The sequence below is a fragment of the Pseudomonas taeanensis MS-3 genome, assembly GCF_000498575.2.
GTDB lineage: Bacteria > Pseudomonadota > Gammaproteobacteria > Pseudomonadales > Pseudomonadaceae > Aquipseudomonas > Aquipseudomonas taeanensis.
Genome location: NZ_AWSQ01000001.1, coordinates 1,654,074 through 1,670,307, shown reverse-complemented (window position 1 = coordinate 1,670,307; position 16,234 = coordinate 1,654,074). Strand labels below are relative to the sequence as shown.

Here is a 16,234-nt window from a genome sequence, read left to right as displayed (position 1 = left end):
GTGATCGTCGTCATCTGCTGCACTCCTTTATGACGCTTTTTCGATGTGGTTTAGCATTCTTCATTGAGGCAAACGGCTGCCATGGAACGAAGATATCTGCCAGCCGCTCGCCCCCTTGATCCAGACCTGTGTAACGAAGCCTTCACCACGTACCTGACCACCCTCGTTGCGTTTTTTCAGGGTATTGACCTGGGATCCAGTCATCACCGCAACGTCGCCATACACCCGTACTTGCAAATCGCCGCGCTCGATGGCGAGATAGGCAACCACATCCCGCGCATAGCTCAGGTACTCGCGCTTGTTGTGTATCAGACCCGTGGTATGCACGTAGACCAGGTCATCGGCAAACAAGGCCTTAACGGTGGCGTGATCGTCTGCAATCAGCGCCTTGCGCCGCGCCTCTTCGGCGACGAGAAGCTCTTGAATCAGGCTATCGGTTGTCATGTTTCCCTCCTGGCGGTGGATTGGCGTTCTTGTGGTACGAAACGGGGTCAGTCGGCACCGCCGACATCCGCGATGAAGCCGGCCGCTGCCACACCCGTCACGGCGCAGCACTCGTCGTTATCCGAGGTATCGCCGCTGATGCCTACCGCGCCTAGAATTTCTCCGTTACTATCGCGGATAAGCACACCTCCTGGCACCGGTACCATATTGCCGCCGGCCAGGTCACTTAGAGCGTTGAAGAAGGCCGGCATCTTGGCCGCACGGCGCGCCAACTCACGCCCTCCAAAGCCCATGCCCAACACTCCGAACGCCTTACCAGTGGCGATTTGCGGCCGCAGCAGGCTGGCACGTTCGTCACGTTTAAGCGCAAGCAGATGACCGCCCGCATCGAGCACCGCGACACACAGAGGTTGAAAGTCCAGCCGGATGCCTTCGGCCAAGGCGGTATCTATGATGCTGTTGGCCTGGGCGAGCGTCAGTCTACTCATGGGCGATCCTTGGGGTCAGGATAGGTTCGGCCGCGGCAGCCGGCCTCTTGCCCTGTTCAATGGCGCGCTGGCGGGTGTGCAGTTCCGACCATTTAACGGTATTGAAATCACTGACCTTATTGGGGTCGTAACCAGGCACCTGGGTCCGAACCTTGCGGCCCCCGAGGTACACGGCACGAATGTTCTCGCGCATTTGCAGACGCGTAATATCGTCAATGGGCGAGCCGTTAATGAACAGAAAATCCGCGGGCAGTCCAAGGCTGATCGAACCGGCCCGCTGTGCCGCAGGCATCATTTTTGCCGACACTGATGTTGCCGCGCGCAGCGCCTCGGCCGGACTGAAGCCAAGCCAGTCAACCATGATCTCGAGCTCGCGGGCATGCCACTCGCCGTAGGGCGTGATCGCAAAACCGCTGTCGCTGCCGGTCATGAAGGGCACGCCGGCTTCGTGGGCGCGGCGCAGGTTGCGGCAGCCGATGTCAATTACCCGGCGCTGCATGGCGGCGTAACCGGATTTGGTGGACGCCTCGTAGTCCTGCGCGAACTCGACGTTGTTGGCAAGCATGGTCAGCGTTGGGGCCACATGGCTGCCAGATTCGAGTATTGCTTCGATACAGGTATCGTCCATGAAAAAACCATGGAAGATCACATCGACGCCGGCCTTCGCCGCATACAAGACCGCCTCTCGTCCATAGGCATGCACAGCAACTTTTTTTCCGAGCCGATGGACCTCGCTGACCATCGCCAGGGTTTCGTCCTGAGTGAACGCGGCGATGTGCTCGCTGTTCTCACGAAAATGCGCCCCGTCCATGGCGATCTTGATCACGTCGGCACCGTCCTTGGCCTGACGACGGATTTCGGCGATCTGTTCCTCACGGGTCGCGCACAACCGTCCGGTAAAATATTCGGGAGTGCCGACCCAGCTGGGAAACCAATCGTTAAGACTCTGGCGATTGGCGATCACGTTGCTACTGGCGGCAATTCGAGGGCCGGTGAACATGCCGGCATTGATCGCATTGCGCACTGCGATACTACATTGCCCGGCATCGCCCGGAACAACCACCGAGGTGTAGCCAGCGGCGAGCACGTGCTGGGTGAAGAACAGCCCGCGCAGAGCCCGGAATTCCGGTGAAACATGCAGATCAATGTCCTCCTCGCTTTTGGCATTGCCAAACACCAGATGGGTATGTACATCCACCAGGCCGGGCATAACGAAATGGTCGCCGGCATCAATCACTTCATCTTCCAGGACAGGTTGGGGCGCTTGAGCGTGGGGGCCGATGAAACAAAACAGGCCATTACCCACCACCAGCGTCTGGTCCCTCAGAACCTCGTCGTCGAGTCCGTTGAACAGGGTCTTGCAGCGAATGAAGGTACGCGGCATGGCCGGTTCCCTAGTTGTTTGAGGAGACCCACCCTAGCCACCAACTGATCGCCACAGAAGTGAAACTTATTGTTGGCCCGCTAGTTGCTAACGATAGTCAGATAACGGCTGCCACATCCTGCATTAACTGGCGCAGCCAGGTTACGGCCGGGTCCGCATCCTGGTAAGCATGCCACTGGATCACCTGTACAGTGGCAGGCAAGTCCAGTGGCGGCTTGATCAGACGCAACGGAAAGCGGCGCGCATAGAGCACTGCAAGACGACTGTGCAAAGTAGCCACGCGCGAGCTGCCGACGACGAATTCGGGAATCAGCCCGAACTGATCTACCGCCACCGCCACGCGCCGCTCGAAGCCCGCCTGGATAAAGAACTCAGCCTCCATGCTGCCCGGCACGCCCGGGCTGATTTCACGCACGACATGTTCGAGTTCGAGGTACTGCGCCAAGGTCAGCTCGCCTGCGATCAGGGAATTGTCCAGCCAGGCAATGGTGGTGAAGCCGTCCTGAAAAAAAGGTGCGCAGGGATGCGCTTGTGAGCGATGTATGTCGGGCAGGATGACGAAGTCGCTATTATTGTGCTCCAACGCTACGGCGGCCAGCCGGTCAGCCTGGCCAGAATGAAACGGCAGCGTATTGAGGCTCAGGCGAATCCCCGGCGCGACGTCCAGCAAGCGGCGTTGCACTTCGGGCATCACCACCGCGAGTACGTAGTCCGAGGCCGTCACGTAGAACCGGCGGCTTGCCGCAGCCGGATCGAAGGAGGCGTTGGCGAACGCCAGGACTCGGGATACGGCGAGGAACTCTTCCAGTCGCGGGGCCATCGCTTGCATCAAGGCGGTTGGCATCATTCGTCCGCCGACCAAGGCGAACAACGGATCCCCGAAATGCTCACGCAAGCGACCGAGCGCAGCGCTCACAGCCGATTGCGTGAGGTTCAGCCGCAGTGCCGCTCGGGTGACATTCTGCTCGATGCGCAAGGCTTCGAGCAACGCCAGCAGGTTGAGGTCCAGGCCATGATAGCGCATCGCTTAGTCCGATTTTTTTACGTCAATCTTCGAAGATCGCGACGGCGCGGACGAAACCAGCCGAGGCGTGCTTTATCTTGTACGGAAAGCACGAAACCTCAAAGCCGTTGGTTGGCAAGCTTTCCAGGTTAGAGAGTTTTTCCATCTGCCCATAGCCAATATCACGGCCGGCCTTATGCCCTTCCCAGATAATCGAGGCGTCACCGCTTTCGGCAAAGCGTTCTCGGGTGTACTTGAACGGTGCGTCCCAGCTCCATGCGTCGGTACCGACCACGCGCACACCGCGCTCAAGTAGATATAGAGTGGCTTCACGGCCCATGCCCACGCCGGCGTCCAGATAACCGGGTTGACCGAACAGTGCACCGGCGCGGGTGTTGACCAGCACAATGTCGAGGGGTTGCAACTCGTGGCCGATGCGATCAAGTTCCGCCTGGACCTCGGTCGCGGTGACCACGTGGCCATCCGGCAGGTGGCGAAAGTCGAGCTTCACGCCTGGCTGCAAGCACCAATCGAGCGGCAGCTCGTCGATGCCGAAGGCCGGTTTTCCGCCATCGGTAGTCGAGGCGTAATGCCAGGGCGCGTCCATATGGGTGCCGCTGTGCGTGGTGATATGTAGGTACTCGGCTGCCCAGCTTTCGTTGCCGGGCAGCTGGTCAAGGCTCAACCCGGGGAACATCGCCGCCATCTGCGGCCATCCCTCCTGGTGATCGGTATATTCGATCTTCGGCAGCAGGGGTGGCGGGTCAGTGTATGGGTTGTTGTCCAGTGTTACAGAGAGATCGACGATCCGGCGTTTACTGTTTCTCATACAACTCCCTACCGACGCATAGGCGCCGTGCTGTAGTTATGCTGCGAACTTCGCCGGCCGCCGAGAAGTCGCCCAAACATACACAGTAGGCCGCGCTCCGAAGATCGGCGGAAATCGTCCGCAGAACAAAAAGCGCTTGCCGGATGGAGGGCATCCGCCAAGCGCCAACCTCAACCTAGTATTGCTTGCTCGATCAAGCCGCCGACGTCACCGTCGTGGCGAAATCCAAGCTGTTCGGCCGCGTGTGCCTGCAGCGGTGGATAGGCTCCGAATACCGCCTCCAACTGCGCATTCGGTCGATAACTGACCAGAGCCCGCCGATCTTCGCCGAATCGCTGGCACAATCCGTCTATAACCTCGGCCATGGTCAGTCGTAGCACCGGCAGCGCCATACTGCGCCGCGACTTCAGGGCGTCGGCCGGCAAACCTGCTGCGTGCAACAGGTTGTCCACGCAGCGACCAACCGACATCCACCAGGCCACTGCCTGCGGTGAAACCGGGCTCTCGAATGGCTCGCCTGCCTTGAGCTTCCAGAACACATCGCTCATGAAAGCGGAGAGAAGGCCTGAAGGTTGTGGCGGGCGGGCGACGATGCCGGGCAGGCGCAGGGAAATCCCGTCGACCCAGCCGCGACGGCTATAGTCATCAACCATAATCTCGCCCATCAGCTTCTGCGCCGCGTAACTCAGGCATGGGCGCATCGGCGTATCGTCGGTCACCAGGCCCGGCATCGGTGCGCCATACACCGCGATGGTGCTGGCGAATACCAGGCGTGACGTGCTTTGTTGCTTTCGTAGTAGCTCGAGCAACCACTGGGTGGCGTCCAGATTGACCTGGCGACCGAGATCAAACTCGCGTTCGGCCAGCCCGCCCGGGATACTCGCCAGATGGAACACCATTTCAATCGGACCGTGCTCGAACGCGCGAGCTAGCACACCGCTGTCAGCAATGCTGCCCTTGAGCTGGCGTACCCGCGAGTCAGTCGCGGACTCCGGAAATTCCAAGTCCAGCAGCGTCAGGCGCTCGAGGCGGCGACCGTCGACCACGCCATCGGCGATCAGTCGCCGCGCCAGCGATTGGCCGACGAAGCCGTTGGCTCCGGTGATTAACACGTGCATGCGATCACTCCTGTGGCCTGACGAAACGTTGATCGATGGCGCCGAACAGGCTGGCACCCTGCTCGTCGAGCATCTCGAAACGCAGCCGCTCGCCGTACTCGATGAAAGGTGTGCTGGGCTGGCCGAACTCAATCACCTCCAGCGCCCGCCGTTCGGCCAGGCAGCTCGAGCCCACATTTTTGTGGTCACGATTGGAGAAAGTGCCGGTACCTAGCATGGTGCCTGCCCCCAGCCTGCGGTTGTAGGCAAGGTGGCTAAGCAGTTGGCCGAAACTGAAATCCATTTCGCGGCCGTTAGGGTTGCCAAACCATTCGCCGTTGCGCGACACCTTCAGATCCAGCTGAACGCGTCCGTCCTTCCAGGCAGCACCGAGTTCGTCGGGGGTGACCGCAACGGGCGCAAATGCCGAGGCCGGTTTAGCTTGGATAAAGCCGAAGCCCATGGACAGCTCGCGCGCCAGGTGGCCACGCATGGACACGTCGTTGAAAAGGGCGAACAGCCGGATGCACTGCTGTGCCTCGCTGGCGCTTGCGCCCATCGGCACGTCCGCTGTAATAGCGGCCAGTTCGCCCTCGAAGTCGCAGTTATCGGCTTCGCGAGGGAACTCGTAGTCCTCACAAGGCCCGCGAAAGTCGTCACCCTGGCGCTGGATCAGGATCGGCACACCCTCGGGCACGTTTATCGAGAGGTTGAAGGCACGCTCCATGATGTTGCCGTGGTTGAGAAACGCCGAGGCGTCGACGAACTGATAGGCGCGCGGCAGCGGGGCCAGCGCCTGCCGTGGATCGAAAGCGAAGGCGCCCTCGGCGCGTCCGCGGTTCAGCACCTCGTAGAGCTCCTGCAGGCGAGGCTCGCACACATCCCACTGCTCTAGCGCGAGCTGCATCGTCGGGACGATTTCCTGGGCGCTAACGGCCCAGCTGAGGTCGCGCGAAACCACCACCAGCTGGCCATCGCGTGTACCGTTTTTCAACGTAGCAAGCTTCATTGATCGTTTTCCTGTTAGTTGTAGTTATTCACCAGTGGATCAGGGCCTGGCCGGCCACTGGCGAGCGGAACGTAGGGATCCGGGTGCCCAGCAGGCTGCCCAGGTAAACGGTTCGCAGATCCGGGCCGCCGAACGTAATGCTGGCCATCCACGGTGCCAGTGCGCCCTGAGCGGCGAGCATCAACGGCGGGGTCAGAGTCTTGGCATCTCGATGCTTGTACAGCTCGGCGGTGGCCTGCGGATTACTGTCGTCGAGCAACGTCAGCAATTCGCCTTGGGGGGTGATAGCGACTAGCTTATCGGTCATGATCAGCGTCACCCAGAGGTTGCCGAAACTGTCGAAGGCGAAGCCGTCAGGGAAACCTTCGAGCGTTTCAGGCCCGTATATTTCGCGCCCTGTCAGGCCACCATCGTCCTGCAGGCGCAGGCGCGAAATGCGCCGAGCGTTGCTTTCGACGACGTACAACCACTCTTCGTTATCGTCAAAGCGAATCTCGTTGGTGCCGTAGAAACCGTCGGCAACAATGCGCATGCCCTTCTCATCGATGATCCCGATATAGCCGTCAGCCACGTCAGCGTTAATCGAGTCGGTCCAAGGCTGCATCTGCGTCGTCACCGTGAACCAGATCCGCCCCTTGGAATCGAGTAGCGGAAAGTTGGTTTTACCCAGCGGCCGGCCATTGAGGTTGTCATGCAGCACGTGCAGCTCGCCGCTACGGTTGAGTCGCTCAATGCGATCCAAACCCCAGTTACAGATGATGAAGTCACCTTCGGCAGTCATCGCGAGGCCGTTAGGCAGGGAGGCATTCTGTGACTGCACAAAGCGTTGCTCGAATGAAGCATCGCCAACTTCAGCCTGGGCCGGCGCCAGCAACTTCTGGTGGCCATCAGGAGCGATACGCATCACCCCGCCGCGCGCATCGGCGCTCCACAGGGTGCCGTCACGCTGGGCAATGATGCATTCGGGACGCTGCAGGTTATCGCCAACGAAACGGATGGATTCGCGATCAACTTGCCAATCGAGCAGAGGGTTTTTTTGCATGGGTACCTCAGCCGGTGTCCGGCCTTTTTATTGTTGGGAACGGAGCCACTAAGGCGGCCGCATTTGTCCTTGTCTAAGACTCGAGCCAGACACGTCCCTCGGAATCAACCAAGCACGACAGCGACGTCAGCGATTGACCGAGGCAAGGTCCATCGATGCACAGCCCGTTGTCGGGCCTGAAGGAAGCACCGTGGGCAAAGCAGATGATGCGGCTGCCGTCCGGCGACATGAAACGGTCCTTGCGGTACTGCATCGGCACGTTCTGGTGTGGGCAGTTGTTACGGTACACCTTGGGCCGTCCGTCGTAGAGCAGTGCCAGCAGCGTGTCACGGCCCTGCTCCCATGGGTCTAATCCAAGCGCAGAGCCGTGCTTCAGCTCACACAGGTTGCAAAGAAATAACAGGGTAAAAACCTCTATAGCGAGCCTGAAAATCAGGCCGACTTGAATGTTCTGGCCTACAAGCCAGCAACATCTCTCGTTGTTCGGGTAGCCTCGCGCTGCAGCAAACAAAATAGATGCAAAGCCAATACTGGAAGGGTCACCCCGAACCACGAATTTGGCTAATCGCTTGTTCCGATGCGAGGTATCGCCGGAGGAAATACATGAAGCACCGAGCAATGCCTCTGACGATGCTCCAGGCTACAGTTGTAGTCACCCGTTTCCGCCTAGCAGGCCCAGTCGGCTAGCAGAATCTCGCTTCCGGGCATCACGTAGGCACTCTGAATGGTGCGGCTGGGTAAACGTCCGCTGAGCAACGCTTCAATCCATAGCCGAGGGCGCTGAGCCGGATGCACCGCTCCGCTCGGCCATCTCGGCGACGCCAGAAGGTACGCTGTTGTGCTTAAGCAATAACGGGCCACGCGCGCGGACGCTCGCAAGAATTATCGGAGGGGCGACTCTTGCATGCCGGAGCGATGCCTCTCGACTGGTTCCCCATCGTTCTTCGCCGTTCTCGTGCTTCGGGCAAAGGCCTGGGGTGCCATGCCGAAATGCTTCCGGAACGCGGTACGGAACGCCGACTCTGAGCGATAGCCATACCGCTCAGCCAAGGCTGCGACGGTGACCCTGCCGTCCGTCAATGATCGGGCGGCGTAACGCATGCGGCAACCAATCAGATACTGGATCGGCGATTGACCGAGCAAGGCGGTAAAGCGTCGAGCAAAGGCCGCACGGGACAGACTGGCCTCGCGCGCCAGGGTAACGACGGTCCAAGTCAGTTCAGGTTGTGAATGCATGGCCGTCAATGCTCGGGCCATCCGCGGATCAGTCAGGGCTTGCAGCCAGCCGGCCCCGGCCAATGGGGCACTCAGCAGGTGCTCGCGGAGAAAGCTGGTCAGCACCAACTCCGCCAGCAGCGAGGCGGGTGCCAGATAACCGGGCTTGTGGGCTATGTCTTCGCTCGTCAGCCAGTCCAGGGTTGCCTCGAGCCAAGGCAAGGAGGCGCTGCCACCTCCACGAAGTACCACAACATCCGACAAGCCGGAGAGCAGCGGGCTGCGCTCTGGCTCATGAAACATGTAGGCGATGGTCAACAAGCGGGGAGTGCGATCAGGGGCGTCAAAACCAAAATGGATGGGCGCACTGCGACGTGACCGCGCGCTGAATTCCTCAGGCAGGCCTTGCCTCCGCCATAGTTCGATAAATGGGACCCGTGAGACGCACGACGCGGAAGCGAATGCCACGGCGGTGTCGCGCAGCACGATGGCAGAATCGCCAGGTACCAGCAGCAGATCATCCTTGCCTTCGCGCAACAGCAGACAGGGCGCGTGCAGCACGCTGTACAGCGTGGCAGCGGACCGTTCCATCACCGGCATCGTAATGCCCCAGTCGGCCCCGGCGTGCAGTACACCAATAGAATTCGCATCAATCCGAACGGAAAGAAGCAGCTCACCCAAAAGATCCACGCATCACCAAATGAGAGTATTTAGTCGTAAATTAGGACTCTGAAGGCTGTTTCGTCTACCAGATTCGCAGGATAGTGAGGTCTTAAGTGCACTCCGCAAAGGAAAACAATAATGAACTATTTGCGTAATACCTGGTACATGGCTGCCTGGAGCGAGGAGCTGGCCGAAGGCGCCTTGTTCAACCGAACCCTGCTGGGCGAATCGATCCTGTTCTACCGTAAAACCGATACCAGCGTAGCGGCGATCAGCAATCGCTGCCCGCATCGTTTTGCCCCGCTGCACATGGGCACGCTGCAAGGCGACTGTGTGAGGTGCCCCTACCATGGGCTGACCTTCGACAGCGCCGGGAAATGCAGCCACAACCCGCATGGAGATGGCCGCATTCCCAAGGCGGCGCAAGTCAAGGCGTACCCGGTCATCGAGCAGCATCTGGCCGTCTGGATCTGGATGGGAGATACGGACAAGGCCGATACATCACTTATACCGGACTATGCCTTCCTCAGCGCAGCCAAACCCACCGCTCGCAACCTGGGTTATCTGCATACCCTTAGCGATTATCAACTGCTGACCGACAACATTATGGACCTGAGTCATGTCGATTTCCTGCACCCCGATACACTGGGTGGCGGGGCCCTAAGTCGGGTCGGAGCTAAACTGAGTGAACTGGACGGCAACAGGCTGGGCATCCTCTGGGAAGCCTTTGACGAGGTGGCTCCGCCGGCTTTCGCCCCGCACCTGCCGGAACCACAGGCACTCGCCGATGTGTGGACTGACGTGGTCTGGTCGCCCCCTGCATCAATGTACCTGTCCACGGGCGTCGCACCCGCAGGAGGCTCGGACGAGCTGGCGGTGACCAGCGCCAACCTACACGTGATGACTCCGGAAAGTGAAAACACCACGCATTACTTCTACGCCAACACCCGTTCGTTTCTGCAGGACGATATCGAGTACAACCGAATGCTGAACGAGATGTTGGTGGGCATATTCGCCGGCGAGGATAAACCCATCGTAGAGGCACAACAGCGGCTCATGGGCTCGGACGATTTCTGGTCGCTCAAGCCAATTCTGCTGGCAGGCGATGCGGGCGCCGTTCGAGCCCGGCGGATTCTCGCCGGGATGATCGAACAAGAGCAGCAGGCCGACTAAGTGAGCCCGGGCGCGGATGGTCCGGGGGGAACGGGCTCAGGGCTGCCAGATGCTCTGGCCGTCTCGTATCACTACGCCATGCTCCGGGGCGTGCGCGCTGCGGCGTACCACCAACTGCCCGGCGATGATCTCGGCAACGGCGCGACTACCGGGCCGTTCAAGCTGATCGAGAATGATCCGCACCGTCCGCTCGACCATCCGCACCACGGGCTGCTGGTACGTCGTTAGTGCAAAGGTCGGCCAGGCGCTGATGGCGATATCGTCGAATCCGACGATCGAAATATCCTTGCCCACATGCCGGCCGAACTCATGACTGGCGACGCCGATCGCGGCCAGAGCCATGACATCATTGGCGCAGAAGATCGCGTCGATCTGTGGCTGCACCGTCAGCAAGCGACGAGTGGCCGCGGCCCCGCCTTCGAAGCTGAACGCGCCAACCTCGGTGACTGGCACTCCCCGTCCTGCAGCATCGAGCGCTTCATGGAACGCACGCTGGCGGTCACGGCCGGTAGATGACGTCGGTTTGCCCGCGATGAAACCAATATGCCGATGGCCCGCCGCGATCAGAAACGCGGCGATCATGCGTGCCCCCGTTACGTTGTCGCTGGTCACGCTGGAAATGTTGTCGTTGTCGATCCGTCGGTTGAACAGCACCACCGGCAGTCCGATGGCATAGCACTGCTCGGCGAAGCTGGACGACAGGCTGGCGGAAACCAGGATCAATGCCTCGACGCGGTAACTCAGCACCTCCTCCAGCACCGGATCCGAGTCCTCATGGTTCGCCGTGGAGAACAGCAGGATGCGGTAGCCGAGTGACTCGAACGCAGCGCTCAACTGTTCGAGCACCTGGGCGTAGAAAGGGTTGTCGAGACTGGGCACGACCACACCGACGAGGTTGGAGCGACTAGTGATCAGTGAACGGGCCAGTAGATTGGGGCGATAACCGAGCTGTGTAGCCGCCTGCCTGACCTTCTCTCGCGTGGCGGGGCCGACACTCGCACCCTGGGTGAAGGTGCGCGACACGGCGGATTGCGACACACCGGCCAAACGCGCCACGTCCTTGGCGGTTATCGGGCGACGCGATGCATCTATCTGTCCAGTCATTGCTACCTTCGCCCAGTCGTCGCCTCGAGAGGCATAGCTTGGCAGATAAGCGGCCCGATCGAAATGACGTCGTTACGCAGCGAATCTGAACATAAGCAATTTTTTTAGTGCGCAGATGTAAACGATCAGCTAAATTGCATACGTATGCAAACTACAATTGAAGGCCCCGATGCCCCCTACGCCACCCCTGCTTACAGATGCACAGCTCGATGCTGCCGGCGAGTCGCTTGCCCAGCTAGCCCGCGAAGTTCGCGCACGACGCGGTGGTCCGCTGCTGAACCTCGACCGCATGCTGATGCGCAGCGTGCCATTCGCTCAAGGCTGGGGCGCATTGCTTGGGAAGGTCCGCAACGAGCTCGCGCTGTCGGCATCCCTGCGCGAACTGGTTATTTGCAAGGTGGCCGTCCTGACCGGCACTCATTACGAGTATGCCGCGCACAGCAAGGTCTTCCTGAACCTAGGCGGTAGCGAGGCGCAACTGGCGGCGCTGACGAACCCTGCGAGCGAAACCACTGCCGAGCTGTTCAGCTCACTCGAGCACCAGGCCCTCACTATCGCCACCCAGATGACCCACCAACTGCAAGTCGACCATGATCTGCTCACCGAGCTCCGCGGTCGGCTCGGTGATACGCAGCTGGTCGAACTGGTCGGTGTGATCGCCGCCTACAACATGGTCGCGCGCGTTCTCATCGCGCTCGATATCCCCCTCGAACCACAGCCATGAAATCAGGAGTACACAAATGATTCGCCATCTGAAAAAAGGTAAGCCCGTCGAGACCAAGGCCGAGCTCAATGCGCAGGTTCGCTCCACCGTCGAGTCCATCATTCGCGATATCGAGCAGCAAGGAGAGGCGGCCGTGCGTACGTACTCCGAGCGTTTCGACCAGTGGAATCCGCCATCCCTACGCTTGAGTCAGGACGAGATCCAGGTGTGCATCGACAGTCTATCCGCGCAAGCTATCGAGGATATCAAGTTCGCTCAGGCGCAGATCCGCCGCTTCGCGCAGATCCAGTTGATGTCGATGCGTGACGTCGAGGTCGAAACCCTCCCTGGCGTAGTGCTCGGCCACAAGAACATCCCGGTCAACTCGGTTGGTTGTTACATCCCCGGCGGCAAATACCCGCTATTGGCCTCGGCTCACATGAGCGTGCTCACCGCCAAGGTGGCCGGCGTAAAGCGTGTGATCGCCTGCGCCCCGCCGTTCGAAGGCAAGCCGTCAGCTGCAATCATTGCTGCGATGGCCTTGGCCGGTGCCGATGAAATCTACGTGATGGGCGGCGTTCAGGGTGTCGCGGCGATGGCGTTGGGCACCGAATCCATCGCTCCGGTGGACATGATCGTTGGGCCGGGCAATGCCTACGTCGCCGAAGCCAAGCGCCAGCTGTTCGGACGCGTCGGCATTGACCTGTTCGCCGGACCGACCGAGACGATGGTTATTTGCGACGATACGGTGGACGCCGAGCTGGTCGCAGTCGATCTGCTGGGCCAAGCCGAACATGGCCCAACCTCTCCAGCCATCTGCGTGACGACCAGCAGGGCCATTGCCGAGCAGCTGCCAGCCGCAATCGAAGCGGTACTGGCACGCCTGGATACAGCACCCGTTGCCCGCCAGGCTTGGCAGGAATATGGAGAAATAATCCTCTGCGACACCGAGGAAGAAATGCTGCAGGAGTCAGAGCGCATTTGCTCCGAGCATGTACAGGTAATGACCCGTGACCCGGACTGGTTCCTCGAGCGCATGACCAACTATGGCGGGCTGTTCCTCGGTGCTCGTACCAACGTCTCCTATGGCGACAAGGTGATCGGTACCAATCACACGCTGCCGACCATGGGTGCGGGCCGCTACACCGGCGGGCTATGGGTCGGCAAGTTCATCAAGACCCACACCTATCAGCGCATACTGACTGATGACGCCTCGGTAATGATCGGTGAGTACTGCTCACGGCTGTGCGCTCTGGAGCATTTCTCTGGCCATAAGGAACAAGCAGATATCCGCGTGCGCCGCCTGAAAAAAATTGTCTGAGGACAACGCTGACATGGATACATTGAAAGGCAAGGTGGCATTGGTCACCGGTGGCGCAGGGGGGCTGGGCACCGCGATCTGCCAGCACCTGGCTCGTGAAGGTGCAAGTATCGTGGTGGGCTACAATAGCTCGCGCGAGCCGGCCGAGCGTCTGGCTGCAGGGCTACCGGGAGAGAGCCAGCAGCACGTGGCTCTGCCTGCGCCAGTCACTGACAGCTCGGCACTCGCCGAACTGGCTGCGCAAGTCGAACGCCGTTACGGACGGCTAGACCTGTTGGTCAATTGCGCAGGCACCACACGTTTTGTTGCCCACGACGACCTGGATGGTCTGGACGATGCGCTGATCGATCAGATACTTGCGACGAACGTGCGCGGGCCCTTCGCCTGCGTGCGCGCACTGCGCCCGTTGCTGCAAAAGAGCGGTGCTGGATTGGTGGTGAATATCACCTCGATCGCGGCGGTCACGGCAATGGGCAGCAACGTCATGTACTGCGCATCCAAGGCCGCGGTGGACAACATGACCCGCTCGCTCGCCCGCGCCTTGGCGCCGACGGTGCGAGTGGTGTCAGTAGCACCGGGGCTGACCGACACCGAGTTCGTTAAAGGGCTCGATGACAACTGGCGCAACGAACAGGCCGAACGCACGCCCCTCAAGCGGCTCGCCAAACCTGACGAAGTGGCCGCAGCGGTACTCGCACTGGCAACGCAGTTGACCTTCACCACCGGGGCGATTATCCCGGTCGATGGCGGCAGGCCGCTGACCTAAGAGGTGATATCTGTGGTGCCCGGCCAAGCTACGCTGCGCCGGGCACCACCCATAGTGAAGTAGCTCATCACAGCAATTGAAAGCCTGGTATCTGAGCCCCTTCTTCCCTAGCCTGCCATTGTGTTCAAGCAGAGTTCTGGGCGCCCTGCTCGTCCGCAATAAGCTTGTCCAGTACCCGCCGCGCACGCACAGCACCCGCATCGCCGGGCAGCAGGACTGGCTTGAGCGACCAAAAATCGGCGCCGCCAATCGCTTTTTGCTGCGCTTCGAGCATCGGCAAGTCCTCCTTGCTGAACGGTTCGTACAGGCCGGAGACCTGTTGCTCGGCAATTTGCGCGCCCTGCTCGCCCAGTTCATGAGGCATCGGAAAAGCGAACCAGTAGTGCGTGGTGGTCTCGGTCTCGGGCGTGAACAGGTGCGGCAACGGCGTCTCCCGACCCTCGCTGCGCGCCTCGCCGGTCGCGACTGCGCCGGCCAGCAACAGCATGTTGGCCGGCGCGTCCCAGCGCACATCGATCCAGCGATCAACCGTGGTACCGGCGGGAATTCCCATGGCTGCGTAGAGGAAGTCCGGCATGATCTCGGCCACAATCAGGCGGTAGGACCAGACCGTATTACCTTGCTGCTCGACTTTGGTGATGGACTGACTCACGTCATCGCTGCCCAAGGTACCGGGGTGCAGATACTGAATGTGCGACAGATCGAGGATATTGTCCGACTCAAGCACATAGTTCGCACGGGCGAGCAGGTAACGCTTAGCGACATACATGTGCTGCGGATCCATGCATGAAAAGTCGGGAATCAGCGACTCGTCAGCCTGCTCATCATCGCCCATCCAGATCCAGATCAGGCTGTATTTTTCGACAACGCGATAGGCCTTGACCTTTGCCGCACGCGGTATAGCACCGTCGCCGTGAGGATTTTTAGTGCAGGCACCGGAACCGTCGAACTGCAGCCCGTGATAGGCGCACTGAACGGTATTGCCGCACAGCTTGCCCATCGAAAGCGGAGCGAAGCGATGAGGGCAGCGGTCGAAGACCGACTGGACCTTGCCCGCTTCGTCGCGAAAGAGCAACACCTGCTCGTCGAGCAGCATACGAGTAAACAGTTCACCGGGCTTCACTTCATTATCCCAGGCGGCCACATACCAAACGTTTCGTAGATAAGCCATATTGTTTTTATCCTCACCAAACCATGCGAAAAGCCATCGCCCAACCGGCGATCGCGCTTGCTACCCTGTACGCGGGTCCCAGCAGCAGAAGCCCCTGCAGGCAGCTCTGGCTACCGCCTGCCGATCAGATGTAAGCTGCGCTTACATTAACGTCACCATCCCGTTCCGTCAATGAAGGTACTCATGAGCGATACACGGTCTTATCACCACGGCAATCTCCGCCAGGCCTTGCTCGACGCCGCGCTCGAGGTCATCGAGCGCGATGGCTATCAGACGCTATCACTTCGCGAACTGGCACAGGTCGTTGCCGTCTCGCGCGCCGCCCCTTACCGCCACTTCACCGATCGCGACGCACTGCTGACCGCGTGCGCCTGCGAGGGATTTCAGCTGTTGCTGAACGATCACCGACAAGTGATGGCCGGCTCGCAAAGCCCGCAGGAAAAAGCCCATGCGCTGGGCCGGGCCTTCCTCGACTTTGCCGAGCGACGCCCAGGCCTATTCATGCTGATGTTTGATTCCGGCTTGTTGGTACAAGCCAATGAAGCGGACGAATTAGGCGGGTTGTTGCACGAGACCTATGAGCAGATCGGCGCGAGTGTGGCGAGCGCGCTTGGCAGCGCGGATGTGAAGCACGTGAGGGTTCGGCTCGTGGCAATGTGGTCGACACTCTATGGTTATGCCCGATTGAGACAAAGTCATATGCTCAAGCCCTACATGCTGGAACAATTGAGCCGGGCAGACACGGAAAACGCCGTGATCGCCGCCGCCTTCGGCCCGTTGCCAAGCTATGGCTGTTCGGTATAGGCCATAAACAACACAACA

General features: G+C 60.2%; 17 protein-coding genes. 5 read left to right on the top strand and 12 right to left on the bottom strand.

The annotated features are described in order from the left end of the window. Positions 1 to 60: 60 nt before the first annotated feature. The 10 genes from TMS3_RS07315 to TMS3_RS07270 form a co-directional block, all read right to left on the bottom strand. The gene (locus TMS3_RS07315) at positions 61 to 444 is read right to left on the bottom strand and encodes a nuclear transport factor 2 family protein (protein WP_025164607.1); all 384 of its coding nucleotides are present in this window, start codon (positions 442 to 444) and stop codon (positions 61 to 63) included. Between the two features lie 47 nt (positions 445 to 491). Next, entirely contained in the window at positions 492 to 932 is a 441-nt protein-coding gene (locus TMS3_RS07310) for a GlcG/HbpS family heme-binding protein (protein WP_025164606.1), read from the bottom strand. Next, on the bottom strand, positions 925 to 2,316 hold the full coding sequence (locus tag TMS3_RS07305) for a metal-dependent hydrolase family protein (protein WP_025164605.1): 1,392 nt from the start codon (positions 2,314 to 2,316) through the stop codon (positions 925 to 927). The genes TMS3_RS07310 and TMS3_RS07305 overlap by 8 nt, the downstream gene beginning before the upstream one ends. A gap of 97 nt (positions 2,317 to 2,413) precedes the next feature. Next, positions 2,414 to 3,340: a LysR family transcriptional regulator gene (locus TMS3_RS07300; RefSeq protein WP_025164604.1), complete on the bottom strand. Its 927-nt coding sequence runs from the start codon at positions 3,338 to 3,340 to the stop codon at positions 2,414 to 2,416. A 22-nt stretch (positions 3,341 to 3,362) separates the two neighbouring features. Then, entirely contained in the window at positions 3,363 to 4,148 is a 786-nt protein-coding gene (locus TMS3_RS07295; RefSeq protein WP_025164603.1) for a cyclase family protein, read from the bottom strand. A 170-nt stretch (positions 4,149 to 4,318) separates the two neighbouring features. Beyond that, positions 4,319 to 5,266: an NAD-dependent epimerase/dehydratase family protein gene (locus TMS3_RS07290; protein ID WP_025164602.1), complete on the bottom strand. Its 948-nt coding sequence runs from the start codon at positions 5,264 to 5,266 to the stop codon at positions 4,319 to 4,321. A 4-nt stretch (positions 5,267 to 5,270) separates the two neighbouring features. Further along, positions 5,271 to 6,254, bottom strand: coding sequence for a fumarylacetoacetate hydrolase family protein (locus TMS3_RS07285; RefSeq protein WP_025164601.1), 984 nt, complete (start codon positions 6,252 to 6,254; stop codon positions 5,271 to 5,273). Between the two features lie 28 nt (positions 6,255 to 6,282). Continuing rightward, complete coding sequence (locus TMS3_RS07280) at positions 6,283 to 7,296, bottom strand: SMP-30/gluconolactonase/LRE family protein (RefSeq protein ID WP_025164600.1); 1,014 nt, start codon at positions 7,294 to 7,296, stop codon at positions 6,283 to 6,285. Positions 7,297 to 7,369: 73 nt separating this feature from the next. Next, positions 7,370 to 7,915, bottom strand: coding sequence for a Rieske (2Fe-2S) protein (locus TMS3_RS25585; RefSeq protein WP_235576612.1), 546 nt, complete (start codon positions 7,913 to 7,915; stop codon positions 7,370 to 7,372). Positions 7,916 to 8,178: 263 nt separating this feature from the next. Continuing rightward, complete coding sequence (locus TMS3_RS07270) at positions 8,179 to 9,201, bottom strand: helix-turn-helix transcriptional regulator (RefSeq protein WP_083491714.1); 1,023 nt, start codon at positions 9,199 to 9,201, stop codon at positions 8,179 to 8,181. A 111-nt stretch (positions 9,202 to 9,312) separates the two neighbouring features. On the opposite strand from TMS3_RS07270, the gene TMS3_RS07265 reads away from it, so the two are divergent. Further along, entirely contained in the window at positions 9,313 to 10,347 is a 1,035-nt protein-coding gene (locus TMS3_RS07265; RefSeq protein ID WP_025164597.1) for an aromatic ring-hydroxylating dioxygenase subunit alpha, read from the top strand. A gap of 36 nt (positions 10,348 to 10,383) precedes the next feature. Here the strand turns inward: TMS3_RS07265 and TMS3_RS07260 are convergent, their stop codons facing one another. Next, positions 10,384 to 11,451, bottom strand: a complete 1,068-nt coding sequence (locus TMS3_RS07260) for a LacI family DNA-binding transcriptional regulator (RefSeq protein WP_025164596.1) — start codon at positions 11,449 to 11,451, stop codon at positions 10,384 to 10,386. A 169-nt stretch (positions 11,452 to 11,620) separates the two neighbouring features. Here TMS3_RS07260 and TMS3_RS07255 point away from each other — a divergent pair, with 169 nt between their 5' ends. Genes TMS3_RS07255 through TMS3_RS07245 form a run of 3 tightly spaced genes read left to right on the top strand, consistent with a single transcriptional unit; the run spans position 11,621 to position 14,241 of the window. Further along, positions 11,621 to 12,175: a carboxymuconolactone decarboxylase family protein gene (locus tag TMS3_RS07255; RefSeq protein ID WP_025164595.1), complete on the top strand. Its 555-nt coding sequence runs from the start codon at positions 11,621 to 11,623 to the stop codon at positions 12,173 to 12,175. A gap of 16 nt (positions 12,176 to 12,191) precedes the next feature. Further along, a complete protein-coding gene (gene hisD, locus TMS3_RS07250; RefSeq protein ID WP_025164594.1) occupies positions 12,192 to 13,475 on the top strand; it encodes a histidinol dehydrogenase in 1,284 nt (427 codons plus the stop codon). Between the two features lie 13 nt (positions 13,476 to 13,488). Beyond that, positions 13,489 to 14,241, top strand: coding sequence for an SDR family NAD(P)-dependent oxidoreductase (locus tag TMS3_RS07245; RefSeq protein WP_029866186.1), 753 nt, complete (start codon positions 13,489 to 13,491; stop codon positions 14,239 to 14,241). Positions 14,242 to 14,365: 124 nt separating this feature from the next. On the opposite strand, the gene TMS3_RS07240 is transcribed toward TMS3_RS07245, so the two are convergent. Next, a complete protein-coding gene (locus TMS3_RS07240) occupies positions 14,366 to 15,412 on the bottom strand; it encodes an aromatic ring-hydroxylating dioxygenase subunit alpha (RefSeq protein WP_025164592.1) in 1,047 nt (348 codons plus the stop codon). Positions 15,413 to 15,595: 183 nt separating this feature from the next. Between TMS3_RS07240 and TMS3_RS07235 the strand changes: the two genes are divergently transcribed. Beyond that, complete coding sequence (locus tag TMS3_RS07235; protein WP_025164591.1) at positions 15,596 to 16,216, top strand: TetR/AcrR family transcriptional regulator; 621 nt, start codon at positions 15,596 to 15,598, stop codon at positions 16,214 to 16,216. The last annotated feature ends 18 nt before the right edge of the window (positions 16,217 to 16,234 follow it).